15 protein-coding genes and 1 other annotated feature are annotated in these 15,228 nt (G+C 43.6%); of the genes, 3 read left to right on the top strand and 12 right to left on the bottom strand.

Translation table 11 applies throughout. From position 1 onward, the window contains the following. Positions 1-15 precede the first annotated feature (15 nt). The 3 genes from polX to zapA all read right to left on the bottom strand — a co-directional run bounded on the left by polX (position 16) and on the right by zapA (position 2,621). A complete protein-coding gene (gene polX / locus FKZ59_RS08940) occupies positions 16-1,725 on the bottom strand; it encodes a DNA polymerase/3'-5' exonuclease PolX (protein WP_181733241.1) in 1,710 nt (569 codons plus the stop codon). An 84-nt stretch (positions 1,726-1,809) separates the two neighbouring features. Next, entirely contained in the window at positions 1,810-2,355 is a 546-nt protein-coding gene (locus FKZ59_RS08935) for a CvpA family protein (protein WP_141602414.1), read from the bottom strand. 5 nt (positions 2,356-2,360) lie between these two features. Then, the gene (zapA, locus tag FKZ59_RS08930; RefSeq protein WP_141602413.1) at positions 2,361-2,621 is read right to left on the bottom strand and encodes a cell division protein ZapA; all 261 of its coding nucleotides are present in this window, start codon (positions 2,619-2,621) and stop codon (positions 2,361-2,363) included. A gap of 196 nt (positions 2,622-2,817) precedes the next feature. Here zapA and rnhC point away from each other — a divergent pair, with 196 nt between their 5' ends. Then, a complete protein-coding gene (gene rnhC / locus FKZ59_RS08925) occupies positions 2,818-3,756 on the top strand; it encodes a ribonuclease HIII (protein ID WP_141602412.1) in 939 nt (312 codons plus the stop codon). Positions 3,757-3,949: 193 nt separating this feature from the next. Here the strand turns inward: rnhC and safA are convergent, their stop codons facing one another. Further along, on the bottom strand, positions 3,950-4,558 hold the full coding sequence (safA, locus tag FKZ59_RS08920) for a SafA/ExsA family spore coat assembly protein (RefSeq protein ID WP_141602411.1): 609 nt from the start codon (positions 4,556-4,558) through the stop codon (positions 3,950-3,952). Positions 4,559-4,805: 247 nt separating this feature from the next. Beyond that, positions 4,806-5,018, bottom strand: coding sequence for a hypothetical protein (locus tag FKZ59_RS08915; RefSeq protein WP_141602410.1), 213 nt, complete (start codon positions 5,016-5,018; stop codon positions 4,806-4,808). 284 nt (positions 5,019-5,302) lie between these two features. Between FKZ59_RS08915 and FKZ59_RS08910 the strand changes: the two genes are divergently transcribed. After that, on the top strand, positions 5,303-5,482 hold the full coding sequence (locus tag FKZ59_RS08910; RefSeq protein ID WP_141602409.1) for a hypothetical protein: 180 nt from the start codon (positions 5,303-5,305) through the stop codon (positions 5,480-5,482). 99 nt (positions 5,483-5,581) lie between these two features. Here the strand turns inward: FKZ59_RS08910 and FKZ59_RS08905 are convergent, their stop codons facing one another. Beyond that, a complete protein-coding gene (locus FKZ59_RS08905; protein WP_141602476.1) occupies positions 5,582-6,121 on the bottom strand; it encodes a hydrolase in 540 nt (179 codons plus the stop codon). A 146-nt stretch (positions 6,122-6,267) separates the two neighbouring features. Between FKZ59_RS08905 and FKZ59_RS08900 the strand changes: the two genes are divergently transcribed. Next, the gene (locus FKZ59_RS08900; RefSeq protein ID WP_141602408.1) at positions 6,268-6,729 is read left to right on the top strand and encodes a hypothetical protein; all 462 of its coding nucleotides are present in this window, start codon (positions 6,268-6,270) and stop codon (positions 6,727-6,729) included. A 9-nt stretch (positions 6,730-6,738) separates the two neighbouring features. Here FKZ59_RS08900 and FKZ59_RS08895 read toward each other — a convergent pair whose 3' ends face one another. The 6 genes from FKZ59_RS08895 to FKZ59_RS08870 all read right to left on the bottom strand — a co-directional run bounded on the left by FKZ59_RS08895 (position 6,739) and on the right by FKZ59_RS08870 (position 15,092). Next, entirely contained in the window at positions 6,739-8,019 is a 1,281-nt protein-coding gene (locus FKZ59_RS08895) for a glucose-6-phosphate isomerase (protein WP_141602475.1), read from the bottom strand. 140 nt (positions 8,020-8,159) lie between these two features. Then, positions 8,160-9,047: a UTP--glucose-1-phosphate uridylyltransferase GalU gene (galU, locus tag FKZ59_RS08890; protein ID WP_141602407.1), complete on the bottom strand. Its 888-nt coding sequence runs from the start codon at positions 9,045-9,047 to the stop codon at positions 8,160-8,162. Between the two features lie 148 nt (positions 9,048-9,195). Next, positions 9,196-11,601, bottom strand: coding sequence for a phenylalanine--tRNA ligase subunit beta (gene pheT / locus FKZ59_RS08885; protein WP_141602406.1), 2,406 nt, complete (start codon positions 11,599-11,601; stop codon positions 9,196-9,198). A 12-nt stretch (positions 11,602-11,613) separates the two neighbouring features. Further along, positions 11,614-12,651, bottom strand: coding sequence for a phenylalanine--tRNA ligase subunit alpha (gene pheS, locus FKZ59_RS08880; RefSeq protein ID WP_141602405.1), 1,038 nt, complete (start codon positions 12,649-12,651; stop codon positions 11,614-11,616). A 146-nt stretch (positions 12,652-12,797) separates the two neighbouring features. Continuing rightward, positions 12,798-13,029: a binding site (T-box leader), on the bottom strand. A gap of 166 nt (positions 13,030-13,195) precedes the next feature. Further along, on the bottom strand, positions 13,196-13,957 hold the full coding sequence (locus FKZ59_RS08875; RefSeq protein ID WP_141602404.1) for a TrmH family RNA methyltransferase: 762 nt from the start codon (positions 13,955-13,957) through the stop codon (positions 13,196-13,198). A gap of 16 nt (positions 13,958-13,973) precedes the next feature. After that, positions 13,974-15,092: a cysteine desulfurase family protein gene (locus FKZ59_RS08870; protein WP_141602403.1), complete on the bottom strand. Its 1,119-nt coding sequence runs from the start codon at positions 15,090-15,092 to the stop codon at positions 13,974-13,976. Positions 15,093-15,228: the final 136 nt, after the last annotated feature.

Below are 15,228 nucleotides of genomic sequence, written 5' to 3'. Positions count from 1 at the left end.
TCTGTATGCGTATGATTATTTATTTTTCCGGATGAATTCCTTAAATTGTTCCACGCTCCATGTATTGACAACCAGCTCTTTTTTCAGCCACGCTTTTTGGGCATACATTGTTCCGATTGCCATATAATCAAGCTGTTCAATGGCGTGGGCATCGGTATTGATCGCAATCGGCACTCCAAGTTCCATTGCCAGTTTTAAATGTTCCACACATAAATCAAGCCGGTAGGGGCTCGCATTTAACTCCAAAATTTTTCCGTACTCTTTGGCCCAATAAATCAATTGTTCCACATCCGGATGATAGCCTTCCCGCTGGCTGATGATGCGCCCCGTTGGATGCGCGATCATGTGAACATGAGGGTTTGTAATAGCATTGAATAAACGTTCCATGATTTTTTCCTGCGGCTGCGAAAAGCTTGTGTGGATCGAAGCAATGACAAAATCCAATTCTTTCAATACATCGTCGTCATAATCAAGGGAGCCATCCGGCAAAATGTCCATTTCCGTTCCTGCAAACAGTGTGAATCCTGGATGGGATTCATTAAAAGCTTCAATTTCTGCCCGCTGCTTTTTAAGCCTTTCGGGTGTCAATCCATTGGCCACTTTCAAAGATTGCGAATGGTCTGTGATGGCTCCGAATTGATATCCTCTCCCGATTAAAGCTTCCCCCATTTCCTGCACGGAATGGGCGCCGTCGGAAAAAGTCGTATGCATATGTAAATCCGCTTTGATATCTTCGATTGCAACCAGCCGGTCCAGTTCATCCAACCGGTCCAGTTCCTGCCCCGTTTCCCGTACTGCCGGCGGAATATAAGGAAGGCCGAAATGGGCAAAAAAATCTTCTTCCGATTGGAAAGTCATCACTTGCCCATCCGCTTGCTCCACTCCATATTCGCTGATCTTTTTGCCCTGTTCCTTCGCCAACTGCCGCATACGGACATTGTGCTCCTTGGAACCGGTAAAGTGATGGAGGGCCGTAATATATTCATTATTCGACACCAGGCGGAAATCGACGCTGACAAGCTCGTCCAAATCAAGCACAACCGAAACTTTCGTCTCCCCGCTGCCGGCAATTTCTTTGACGGCCAGTCGGTTTAACAACTGTTCCTTTACGATTTCAGGATGCTTCGTCGCAATCACGAAATCCAGATCTTTGCTCGTTTCGTTGACCCTGCGAAAGCTCCCTGCAACAGAAAAGCGTTCAATCTCCTGAATGGATGAAAGAAGGGTTTCGATTTCTTGCACAACCGATTCAAGATACCAGATGGGGAGCCGTTCTTTTTTCTCCCCGAAACGTTCCAGCTCTTTTAAAATTTTTTCTTCCGTTTTCGGCCCAAATCCCGGAAGCGATCGGATTTTCTTTGATTCACACGCTTCCCTTAAAGATTCAGCGCTATCCACACCCAGTTCATGATACAGCTTTGCCAGCTTTTTTCCGCCAAGCCCCGGTATTTTCAAAAGGGGAATCAATCCTTTCGGCACTTGTTGTTCCAATTCCTTTAATTGCTGTGATTCGCCTGTCCGGATTAATTCTTCGATGACCGCCCCCGTACCCTTTCCGATCCCTTTGATTTTCGTATAATCGTCAATCTCATCAAGGCTCCGCTCATCCAGTTCCAATGCATTCGCCGCTTTTCGGAAGGCCGATACTTTGAACGGGTTTTCCCCTTTCAGTTCCAAATACAACGCGATCTTTTCCAATGTACGAACAACGGTTTTTTTATTCAACAGTTTCCCACCTTTATTGCTTTATTAAACTGCAAAAAAGTATCTCCATCGCAGCCCGGAAGATACTTTTGAACCCTTATTTGCTTATTGATTTTCCAGATAAATGTACCACAGCTTTTGGAACAATTGGGTCACAACCGGCGTATGCTCGAGCATCAGATTGGCCACAATGGAGCTTCCCATATATTCCTGAACGGTATCAATCGGCAAAAGTGCCATCACATATAGCAGAATGAAAAGAATGAAATAAAATTCCACAAAGCACAGCAATCCACCCAACAAGCGGTTAAAAGACTTCAAAACAGGCAAAAATGTTAAAAAATCAAATGCCGAAGCCACAATTTGCATCGCAAGCTTTACTACAAAGAAAATGACCGCAAAAGCGATAATGCGGTAAAAAGTCCGGTCCACATCCAATGCATCAAGCATCAGCGTAAGAGAAGAATCCGGTTCCAGCCCCGGATAAGGAATCCATAACATAAACTTTTCCGCGAGAGGTTTATAATAAATAAAAGCCACAATCAATGCCACAAAAAAACCGACAAGGTTAATGGCCTGCAAGATAAAACCGCGTTTTATTCCGATCAACAAGCTAATGGCAAAAATAACAATCAAAATAATATCCAACATGCAGTTCAACCCTTCAATTTTTTCAATTCTTCTTCCAATCTCTCTACTTCTTCTTTCAGCTTTAATAATTCATGGACCGTATTCACCGCTGTCAGGACTGCTAATTGCGTCGTATCAAGGGATTGGTTATGAGCTTTGATTTCCCGCATTTTATCATCCACTATGGAAGCGACCAGCCGCAAGTGGCCGATGGATTCGGGACCTACCAGTTTATAGGTGGACCCATAAATTTTGACTTCTATTTTATTTTTTTCCTGTTCAGCCAAGATGACACCCCCTAAAAAGCTGACATTCGAGAAACTGGTCTTGCAATCGTATGTAAATAAAAAAGTTTCCAGAATCAATAAATAAATCATAACATCTTTGTTGCTTATCATACAACCGGGACTTGGATGAGTTTATCATGTTGACGTTTTTTTGATAAAATCAAATTAAATTCCCAAAAAAAGAAAGGATCTATCTATGACAAATATCGTATTGCATTTGTCCCCCGAACAATGCCGTGAGGTGGAAGCTGCATATATAGAAAATAAAGTGGAACGGAATGCGCCGGGTGTTGTATTTTCCGCGAAACTTCCGGATGTAACCGTCACCATTTACCGCACCGGAAAAGTCATGTTTCAAGGGGCAGGGGCAGAGCGGGAAGCGCGCCGCTTTGGCGGGACAAGACAGAGACCGGGTACGCAAACATCGATGGTTTTAAAAGGCGACACATTGCCTGAAAACTTTTCAACATTGTCCGTCATCGGTTCGGATGAAACCGGAACCGGCGATTATTTCGGCCCCATTACTGTCGCCGCCGTCTTTGTGCCAAAAGATCAAATCGGGCGCATAACAGAAATGGGGGTAAAAGATTCAAAACAACTGAGCGATCAGGCGGTCCGGGAAATCGCACCGGATATTATCGCCTCATGCGCCCATAGCCTGCTAATCTTGCGCAACGAAAAATATAATGCCCTGCACAGCCAAGGCTACAATCAAGGGAAAATGAAAGCACTTTTACACAATCAGGCGATCAAACATGTGCTTGAAAAAATTTCTCCTGCCGAACCGGATTACATCTTAATCGATCAATTTGTGGAACGTGAAACATACTATGGCTATCTTCAGAACGAAAAAGATGTGATTCGGGAAAATGTCCTTTTTTCGACGAAAGCGGAACAGCTCCACGTTGCTGTTGCGGCTGCTTCCATCATTGCCCGCTATGCCTTTTTGCGCGAAATGGACCGCCTGTCTTCGATGGTTGGGCTTCCCCTTCAAAAGGGAGCCGGCCTGCTCGTGGACGAGATGGCAGCCAAAATTTTAACCCGTCACGGGGAAGAAACCCTCCGCTCCATATCCAAATGGCATTTTTCGAATACGGAAAAAGCGAAAAAAATATGCAGAAACATGCAAGCATAACTATAAAAAATGGCCGATCGGGACGTCGACCATTTTTCATATTCCTTAATTTTATGAACAACAAAAAATTTCTACCATGAAAAATTATATTAGAATCTTATTTTTGGCGCAAAAGATGAATAAAGAAAAAGTCTGTCCGGAAAGTGAATTTTTCATTTTCCGGACAGACTTTTATTTTAATAGTGTCAATTGTTTATTTTTGAATGAACATTTGCGTCCAATAGTGGCCGTCTTTCACATAACCGACTCCGATGTGCGTGAAGTTTTTGTTCAAGATATTGGCGCGGTGGCCGGAGCTGTTCATCCATGCATTCACAACTTGTTGCGGCGTGGATTGGCCCATGGCAATGTTTTCCCCGGCCGAACGATATTTGATTCCATAGCTTTTCATCATATCAAACGGTGAGCCGTAAGTCGGGCTTGTATGGCTGAAATATTTCTTGTCATGCATATCCTGTGATTTATGTTTTGCAACCCTCGCCAATTCCCAATCATATTGCAGCGCCGGCAATCCGGCTTTGGCGCGCTCGACATTGACAAGTCTGATGACTTCCTGCTCATAAGCATGTCCTTCTTTTTCCGGTATATTAATTTTTTGACCCGGGTATATTAAATTCGGGTTTTGCAATTGCGGATTCGCATTGATTAATTCCTGCACACTCGTTTGGGTCTTCACCGCAATTTTCCAAAGCGTATCGCCTTTTACAACGGTATATGTTTCAGCAGCAAAAACGGTTGCTGGCAATAATAATCCAATTGATAACACAAGTGCGCCTGCACCTTTTTTCAATTTCTTGAACATTCAATCACCCTTCCATTGTTTTGTGCAAATTCATCATACCGGGTTTTGATGATGAATTCATCACAAAATTTATGGAAGGATTTTTTCAGTTTTGTTACTTTGTAATATTAAATCTTATAAACCTTTATTGTTACTAGTTTCACATAAATGAGCCCCGTAAAATTTTTGAAAACTTTTTGTAATAGGAATAAATTACTAGGATATTTCATCTACTTCCTATTCTTTTTTTTTCAACAATCCTTTATTGCTAGGAATTTAAATGATACTCCATAAACGCATCTACCCAAAAAGAATCTTCTTTTTTCTTTTGATCCATGATAAAAGAATAATCTTCAAAATCTATTTCATCAAAAACATCATTTCTTTTCGTTAAATTTTTCAAATAGTAGTAAGTCGTAATATGCGCAGATGTCGGTAAATTTTCGATCAACTCTATTAATTGCCCTTTGTTGATTGACAATGTTCCTTCCTCCCAAATCCTACATAATATCCTTTTCATTCATAGAATATATTGTTGGATTCTATCAGTTATTCATAATAAATGACAATTTTTATCATTAAAAATAATTATGGTTTATGATTAGCCAAATTAATCGGCCATCCGCTTCTCTCCTTATCCGAATCGGAACATGCACGGCGCTTTAAATCGCCGCTATATAAAACCTTCCCCTTCATCATCTCCAATTTTTTCTATGTATAACCTACCGCAATTTCTCCATATTAAGCACGAAAGGAGCGACCGGCATGGATCATCGGATGGATTTGGAAAACCATAAAACCTTATTCAATATCGTAAAAGGAAAAGATCGGGCGGGTGTCAGAAATATGGAAGAGTTTGGAATGGAGGAAGAATTTCATATTCCTAAAAAGAAAGAAAATCCGTCCATTCGCGAAAGACATGATCAATTTTTTGAAAAAGAATAACAACTGAAAAACCGTATCTGCAACCGTTTCGCAGCTTCTGAGAAAAAAACAAAAAAATTATCATCCTGAGTGGATGATAATTTTTTTTCATATCCTTTTTTATTTGACAATTTTGCTGATAGCTTTAAATTCGTCTCCACGGGCGATTTGCTGCATTTCAAACAGCGCCATTTCGACGCTTGTCAATTTTGCGCCGCATTGCTTCATCTTTTCCAATCCGATTTCCCTGTTCAAGGCTGTCCGGGAAGAAACACAATCCGCCAACACTTCCACTTCATAACCATTTTGAAGCAAGTGGACAGCCGTCTGGTAGACGCAAATATGGGTTTCGATCCCGGCAATTAATACTTTTTTTCTTCCTGTTGCTTCGAGTGCCTTCACAAACTCGGGCGTATCATAAGCGCTGAATGTAATCTTTTCGATCGGCCGCTCCTCTGTCAAATGACGCGAAATTTCTTCCACTGTCGGACCCAATCCTTTTGGATATTGTTCAAGCCATAGGATTGGAAGCCCCAACACTTTTGCCCCCTGCACCATTTTGGCAATATTGCCGATTACAAATTCACTCTTGTCCACTATGCGCGCAAGCTTTCCTTGAATATCAATCAAAACAAGCACTGCATCATCTTTCGTCAACATCATCGCATCCCCTTTCATGATTTTCATTATTATTCATTCTACAAAATGTCCAAAATTCCTTGGTTTTGCACTTTTTTCATAAAATTCATGAATTATTTTCTGGATGCGATATAATATTGGGGAGTAAAAATACTAACGAGAAATGGATGATGCATGTGATCCGCTTAAGTTGGCTGATTAGTTTGGCCATTTCCTTTTTCGGCTTTTTAATCGTCAATCAGCTGTTCAACGTACAGCCAAAGGGGGCAACAGGGAATCTGGGATTCATCGGCGTTATTTTCCTATTCCCGTTCTTATGTTTAAGCTTATTAACGACTTTTCGTTACTTTGCGACCGCTATCGGGACGGTAACAAGCGTTGGAAAAATCATGGGCATTTTTGGAGGAATCGTCCTAATCGGCATCCTTTTATATCTTTTTATTGATATGAAAAATTCCATCAAAGGCCCGATTTTTGCACTCAATCAAGAAACAAGCCGGCTTTACTTCGATCTCTACACTTTTGGACTAATCCATGCCATCAGCGGTGTGCTTGGCGCTTTATATGGCATTGCCAGACCAATATCATTGGAACAGGCTAAGGAAAATAATCAAAATGATGTTGAATAAGTCCCTATGTTATTTCGGATTTTTTAACAACTCAAGCATTTTTCGTTTATACGCTTCCACTCCCGGCTGGTCGAAAGGGTTGACCTCGATTAATTTGGCGCTCATGGCGCAGGCTTTCATGAAAAAATACATCAGGTAACCCAAATGATATTCATCCAGTTTTTTCATTTCCAGCTGGATGACCGGCACCCCGCCTTCCGCATGGGCCAATGCCGTCCCTTGTTTGGATGTCGCGTTGATTTCATTGAAGGAGCGGCCGGCTAAGTAATTTAAACCATCTTCGTTGCGCTGATCAAACGGCACAATATAGTCCCCTTCTGTTTCTTGGAAATGGAGAAGGGTTTCGAACAGGATCGGGCTTCCTTCCTGAATGAATTGGCCAATGGCATGCAAATCCGTGGAAAAGGTTAGACACGTCGGGAATATGCCTCTCCCCTCTTTCCCTTCGCTTTCTCCAAACAGCTGCTTCCACCACTCGTGGAATTGTTTTAAAGCAGGTTCAAAGGAAGCGAGGACTTCCACACTATAGCCTTCGTTGTATAGTTTATTTCTGATGACCGCATATTGATAAGCATGATTGAGGGTCAAATCGCTTTCTTTTAATTCCAGAGCGGCGTTCCTTGCGCCTTCCATAAAGGATCGGATATTGATTCCTGCCACGGCAATCGGCAATAACCCTACCGGCGTAAAAACCGAATATCTGCCTCCTATATCGGGCGGTACGGCAAAATGTCTATAGCCGTTTTTTTCCGCAATCCTCTTTAAAGGACTTTTTTCCGGATCGGTTGTGACAATGATGCGTTGTGCCGCATCATCCCCGTACCGGTTTTCCATGTATTGCCTCAATACACGGAAGGCCAAAGCCGTTTCCATCGTGGAACCGGATTTTGAAACGACATTGATGTATATCTCTTTGTCATCCAAATAGTGGAGCAATTGCTGTAAATAGGCGCCGCTCATATGATGGCCTACATATTTGACTTCGGTTCCATTTTCCCGGGCACCAAAGTAAGGAGTTAAAGCCTCTTGAACTGCACGGGCTCCTAAAAAAGAACCTCCGATCCCGATCACCACAAACACATCTGCGTTTCCGGAAATCTCTTCCTTGAGCGATTCGATTTCACGGAATAATTGTTCATGATCCATCAATGGATAATCAATCCATCCGGTCATGTCATCGGAGTTTTCTAATTCGAAATGAAATCTCTCGACTCTTTCTTTATAGGTATTCAGAACCTCGTTGCTTATGCCGCAATTTAATAATGTGGTTTGAACTGGATGAGTTCTCAATGGAATTGCCTCATTTCTCATCATTTTTCACTTCATCCTCTATTGGAAGCCTGATGGTCTTTTCAAATCTGAAATTCTTCAAAACTTAAACGGCTTAACCGGATTCCTATTTCCATTTTACGTAAAAAAATCATCTTTTATTAATTTTGACTTTGAACAGAAAGCTCTTCAGCCTTTTTAATGATGAACCTTTTTACTTCCTCGCCCAAATCCTTCCGCTGCAGCGCAAAATCGATGGTTGTTTCAATAAACCCTAACGGATTTCCGACATCGTAGCGTTTCCCTTCAAAGCGGTATGCAAACACCCTTTGAATGGTATTCAATTCTTCAATCGCATCCGTCAACTGAATTTCTCCGCCTTTTCCCATTTTCATTTGTTCCAGAAAACTGAAAATTTCCGGAGTTAAAATGTATCGTCCAATAATTGCCAAATTGGAGGGAGCTTCATTTTTTGATGGCTTTTCCATAAATTTTTTCACTTGCATTAAAGGGGAATCGGTTGAAACAGGATCAATGACGCCGTAGCGGTGTATTTCATCGTCAGGCACTTCCATTACTGCAATGACGCTGGAATATGTTTTCTCGTATTGATTGATTAATTGCTTTAAACAGGGCACTTCGCTTTGGACAATATCATCTCCGAGCAAAACAGCAAAAGGTTCGTCCCCGATAAATTTGCGGGCGCACCAGACGGCATGGCCAAGTCCCAGAGGCTGTTTTTGACGGATATAGTGGATATCGATGTCGGAGGAAAAACGCACCTTTTCCAATAAATCGTATTTCTTTTTTTCTATTAAATTTGCTTCCAGTTCAAAGGCATGGTCAAAATGGTCCTCAATCGCGCGCTTCCCTTTCCCGGTAACAATGATGATATCTTCAATGCCTGAAGCAATCGCTTCTTCCACAATATATTGAATCGTCGGTTTATCGACGATCGGCAGCATTTCTTTTGGCATCGCTTTGGTAGCCGGCAAAAATCGTGTACCCAGTCCTGCTGCGGGAATAATGGCCTTTCGGATTTTTTTCAAGCTCGGTCACTCCTTATTCCATTGGTTTCCATCAACAAAATTATACAATATTTCCCTCATGCGCTCCTAAAAAAACTTCTAATAAACAAAAAAGGCCGGAATCAAGTTCCAGCCTCAATAATCAATTGATTTCAATTTTTTTGATCCCTTATCGGATGGCAGCGCCGGCCGCTTTTAAAGCGTTCAATACTTTATCATGGGCATTCGCCACTTCTTCATCCGTCAATGTTCTTTCCGGATCAAAGTATGTCAATGTGAAGGCGACGGATTTTTTGCCGGCTTCGATATTTTCCCCCTCATAAACATCAAACACTTTCACCGCTTTTAACAACTTCGTTCCGGAATTGAGTATGATGGCTTCAAGTTCTCCTGCCGGAACAGTGCGGTCGACTTCAACGGCCACATCCCGTGTCACAAGCGGGAAGCGCGGAACCGGATCATATTCAACGCCTTTAGCTTCGGCGCGCAAAAGAGCGTGCAGATTTAGTTCCACTACATATGTTTCTTTCAAATCCCATTCTTTACGTTCGGATGGATGAAGGCCCCCAATGATGCCTACACGTTCTCCGTCAAGTAAAATATTGGCTGTTTGTCCAGGATGCAACCCTTCCATCGTTCCTTTTTCATAGGTGATCCGTTCAGTCAAACCGAGTTTTTCCAAAAGTCCTTCCACGATACCTTTGGCGGTGAAGAAATCGGCGTTTCGTTTATCTCCCAGCCAAGCATCGTCCACCCATTTGCCGGTGATGACAAAAGCCACATGTTCCTCTTCAAAAGGCAAGCCTTCCTCTGTTTTTCCGAGGAACACCGAACCGATTTCATATAAAGCTACAGAGTCCGCCTGGCGGGCCAAGTTATAGCTTGCCGCTTCCAATAAGTGAGGGATCAAGCTTTGACGCAAAGTGGAACGTTCTTCGCTCATCGGCATCAACAATTTTGTCGTTTCTTCTTTTTTCAACGCAAATTTTTGGGACCATTCTTCCGAAGTCAATGAATAAGTGATTGCTTGATATAATCCCGCTCCTTCCAAGAAATTGCGGACAATCCGGCGTTTTTGCTGATATGGAGTCAATCCTCCGATGTGCATTTTTCCTTCCGGCAAAGTGAGCGGAATTTCATCGTAGCCATAAAGTCTTGCGATTTCTTCGATGATATCTTCCTCAATTTTAATATCTTGCCGGCGGGTCGGCACATCGATGACCAACAAACCGCGTTTGGCTTCCACATCAAATTTTAGACGCTGCAAAATGGAGATCATATCATCCAACGGAATTTTCATTCCCAATTTTGCATTGATTTCATCCGGGGAAATGACAATCCGCGCAGGCGTTTTATCAAGTTCATCCACAAGCACAGTTCCTTCCAGCACTTCCCCTCCTGCCAATTCGCAAAGGAGCTGGGCTGCACGCTCCTGGGCTTCCAGCACCCGGTTTGGATCCACGCCCTTTTCAAAGCGTACGGAGGAATCGGAACGCAAACCTAAATCCTTTGAAGTGGTGCGTACCGAAAGCCCTTCAAAATAAGCGGCTTCAAGGACTACCGTTGTCGTGTCTTCCGTCACTTCGGAGTTGGCGCCTCCCATCACACCGGCAACCGCAACCGGTTCATTGCCGTTGGTGATGACAAGATGATGGCTTTTTAGCGTCCGTTCCTGGTCATCCAATGTTACAATTTTTTCTCCTTCTTTCGCCAAACGGACGACGATTTCGCCGGTGCCTAAAGAATCGTAGTCGAATGCATGAAGCGGTTGGCCATACTCCAATAATACAAAGTTTGTGATGTCGACAACGTTATTGTGCGGCCGGATTCCTGCCGCCATTAAATAATGCTGCAGCCATAACGGCGATTCTGCCACTTTGACATTTTTGATGACTTTTGCCGCGTATAATGGGTTTTCTTTCGTTGCATCCACACGCACCTTGATGTAGTCTTCCGCTTTTTCTTTAGAAGTTTCATATTTAATTTCCGGAAAATTCACATCCCGTGATAAAATGGCACCCACTTCATAAGCCACTCCGAGCATGGAAAGGGCATCGGAACGGTTTGGCGTCAAGTCGAGCTCCAACACGGTATCCCGCAGGCCGATCAGTTCCAAAGCATCGGAGCCGGGTACCGCGTCATCGGGCAAAACGTAAATCCCGTCAGCAAACGCTTTAGGCACAACACGCCCTTCAATGCCAAGCTCCTGCAAGGAACAGATCATTCCGTTGGATTCTTGGCCGCGCATTTTTGCTTTTTTAATTTTGATGCCCCCTGGAAGTTTGGCTCCAGGCAACGCAACGATGACTTTTTGGCCTGCTTCCACATTTGGCGCGCCGCAAATGATCTGCCGCACGTCCGTTCCGACATCCACTTTGCAGATGCTTAATTTATCCGCATCCGGATGTTTTTCTTTGGACAATACATGACCTACGACGATATTGGTCATCCCCTGGGAACGGTCGATGACGGAATCGACTTCAATTCCGGCACGAGTAATTTTTTCTGCCAACTCTTCAGGCGATATATCTTCAATATCCACATATTCTTGCAACCATTTCAATGAAACTAACATGCTGTGACCCCCTTACCCTTCTGCACGTCGAAATTGTGATAAGAATCGAATGTCATCGATATAGAAGTTCCGGATGTCTTCCACGCCGTACTTTAACATCGCGATGCGCTCTACGCCGATACCAAAGGCAAAGCCGGAGAATTTCTTCGGATCATAGCCGCCCATTTGAAGCACGTTTGGATGAACCATGCCGGCTCCCAGTATTTCAATCCAGCCGGTATGTTTACATACATTGCATCCATTTCCTCCGCAGCGGAAGCAGGATATATCCATTTCGACCGACGGTTCTGTAAATGGGAAGAAACTTGGACGCAGGCGGATTTCCCGGTCCTCTCCAAACATTCTTTTTGCCAGTTTATCCAAAGTACCCTTCAGGTCGCTCATGCGGATGTTTTCTCCTACCACAAGCCCTTCAATTTGCATAAATTGATGGGAATGGGTCGCATCGTCTGTATCCCGGCGATACACTTTTCCCGGACAAATGATGCGGAACGGTTTTCCTTTTTTCGCAAGCATCGTCCTCGCCTGCACCGGTGAAGTATGGGTGCGAAGCAATGTTTCTTCCGTAATGTAGAAAGTGTCTTGCATATCGCGGGCAGGGTGCCCTTTCGGCAAGTTCAAGGCTTCGAAGTTGTAATAATCCGTCTCCACTTCAGGACCTTCTGCCACTTCATATCCCATGGAGATGAACAAATCTTCCAATTCCTCCACAACCCGTGTCAATGGATGTCTGTTTCCTGTCCGCACCTTACGTCCCGGAAGCGTAACGTCAACGGATTCCTTTTCCAGCTGTTCCTGAATTTGTTGTTGTTCCAGCACTTTTGCACGCTGTTCCAATTCTTGCGTTACTTTCTCACGCACCGTATTGGCAAGGGCCCCGATTTTTGGTCGCTCTTCAGGGGAAAGTTTACCCATCCCTTTCAACACTTCCGTAATGGACCCTTTTTTTCCTAAATACTTAACTCGTACATCATTCAATTCTTTTAAGTCCGTACAAGCAGCAATTTCCGCAATGGCTTCCTGCTCAATTTGTTTTAACTGCTGTTCCATCATGTAACCTCCTTAAATTGAAGTGTTGTAAATTGTCCGACATGCGGATTTGCACATTTTTCCCTGGATGAAATTCGTAAATTCTAGTTTTTCCTAAGATTGGCAGCGATATAAAGTTCCATATAATAAAAAATCCCCGTCCCGGACCAAGGGACGAGGAACGTTCGCGGTACCACCCTAGTTATTGCAATACTGCAATCACTTCATTGGCATAACGGCATTTCGCCGGCAATCCTTTACAGAGAATGCTCTCTGGTCCCGGATGCTGCTCGCGGGGTGAACTTCAATATTCGCTGCATGCATAAGCTTCCAGTCACGGCTTACGCTCCCTGTAATGCAGTCCTGAATATTTACTCTTCCCGCTACAAACGCATTTTTCCAATATAATCGCTCCATGAAAAATCATAGTTAATTCTACGATAAATTAACAACTGTTTCAAGTGGGTGCCTTTGTATATTGGTTCAATTCCTTTATTAAAAAACTTATGACCGTTATTAATAGGCGCTTTCCATGTCCTTTCCGGCAGAAAAAAACAGGAGATTTTCATTCCATGAACTTATACAATAAAATTCCTGCCGCGACTGCCACATTCAATGATTCTGCCTGTCCCAAAATCGGAATTATCACATTTTGGTCGGTTTTCTCCAAAAGCTCCTTTTGGACGCCGCTTCCTTCATTTCCCACAAGCAAAGCGAACCGTTCCGGCTTTTCCACTTCCCGATAATCGACTGCATTCTCAAGAGCCGTTCCATATACAGGGATTTCCCGCTGCTTTAATATGCCGATCCATTCGGATAAGTCGCCACGAATAACCGGAAGATGGAAATGGGAGCCTTGTGCTGAACGCAATGTTTTCGGATTATAGGCATCCGCGCACCCTTTTCCCAAAACGACAGCGTCAATGCCGGCTGCATCGGCCGTGCGAATCATTGTGCCGATATTCCCGGGATCTTGCACGCTGTCAATCAGGAGCAATTTCGTCCATTTTGCCTGATCTGCCCCGGTAAATACCGTTTGTTTACAATGGGCAAAGACTCCTTGGGAAGTTTCCGTTTCGGCAATTTCCTTCGCCACCTTTTCCGTCACTTCCACAAGGGCAACATCATCCAACGGCCATTGCCTTGGAAGAGCGGTGCCTTCCCGGATAATGAGATGTATGACCTGATCTTTATTTTTCAATGCCTCTTCCACTAAGTGAAAGCCTTCAACGATATACTCCCCCGTTTTATCCCGCTCTTTTCTTGAAGTCACAAGTTTTTTCCAATGCTTGACCTGCGCATTCTGTACCGATTCAATCCGTTTCATTGTGCAAAGACCGCCTTTATTTCATGGTTTTGATTTCCTGATCGATTTGAATTAATGCATTTCTTAATTGCTGAATTTCTTCCTCCGTTGTATGGATACCAAAGGAGATCCGGAAAAAGGTGCGGGCTTCCGAAAGACTGCGCCCCATCGCAAGGATCGCCTTTGTCCCTGATTTGCTGTTGATGTCGCAGGCACTTCCCGTTGAAATGCAAATCCCTTCTTCATTCAGGCGCAGCATGACGTACTGCCCTTCCGCCCCTTTAATGCACATGCCGCATATGCTTGGAAGCTGATGGGCTTCATCCGCTTCGATGAAGTAGCAATTTGTTCCTTGAACGGACGCTTTTAATTGATTTCTTAGCTTCCAAAATTTATTAATATCATATTGATAATGTTCTACACTCGTGGCAAAAGCGTAAACCGCCGGGGTATCGACAGTGCCGCCCCTTAATCCTTTTTCATGGGTCACCCCGGGAAACAGAGGCAAAATTCTTCTGCGCGGATTTAAATATACCGCACCACAGCCTTTTGGTCCACCGATTTTATGGGCGGATACCGTAATGGCGTCAACGTATTTTGAAAATTCGGTTACGTCCAGTTTGCAGAAGGACTGGACACAATCTACATGATATGGAATATTGTATTTCCGCGCAACTTTTGCAATCTCAAGCACCGGCTGGATGGAGCCGATTTCTGAATTGACGTGTTGAATTGAAATGAGCGATGTGTCGGGGCGGATTGATTTTTCCAACAGTTCAACATCCACAATTCCTTGTTCCGAAAGGGGAAGTTTTGTAATTTCATAGCCTTCCCTCTCAAGGGTGTTCATTGCGGCATGGACACTCGTGTGTTCCGCGCTGGAAGTGATGACATGCTTTCCGTCCCCTGCGCGGGCCAAAGACAAAATTGCCAAAATATTGCCTTCCGTACCGCTCCCCGTAAAAATAACACCGTCTCTGGATACCCCCAGTTTTTTGGCAATCACGTCCCTTGAACTTTCTAATAAAAATGACGCTTTTCCTCCTTCGTCATGCAGACTGGAAGTATTCCCGAACGCTTCTCTTGCGGCGGCGCAATACGCCTCGATGCTTACATCCATCATAGGTGTTGTGGCAGCATAGTCCAAATAAATCATGAATATACCCCGTTTCTGCTAAAAATATGAACAATTAGTATACATTACATTACAAAAATAATGTGTGTAAATGCTTGTGTTATCCCTTATTTTATGTAAATATAAGTGTCAAGACAACTGTAAAGAAGGTAACGTT

Source organism: Ureibacillus terrenus (assembly GCF_006569205.1).
Lineage (GTDB): Bacteria > Bacillota > Bacilli > Bacillales_A > Planococcaceae > Ureibacillus > Ureibacillus terrenus.
The sequence above is the reverse complement of the archived record's forward strand: the minus strand, read 5'-3'. Positions and strand labels throughout refer to the sequence as shown.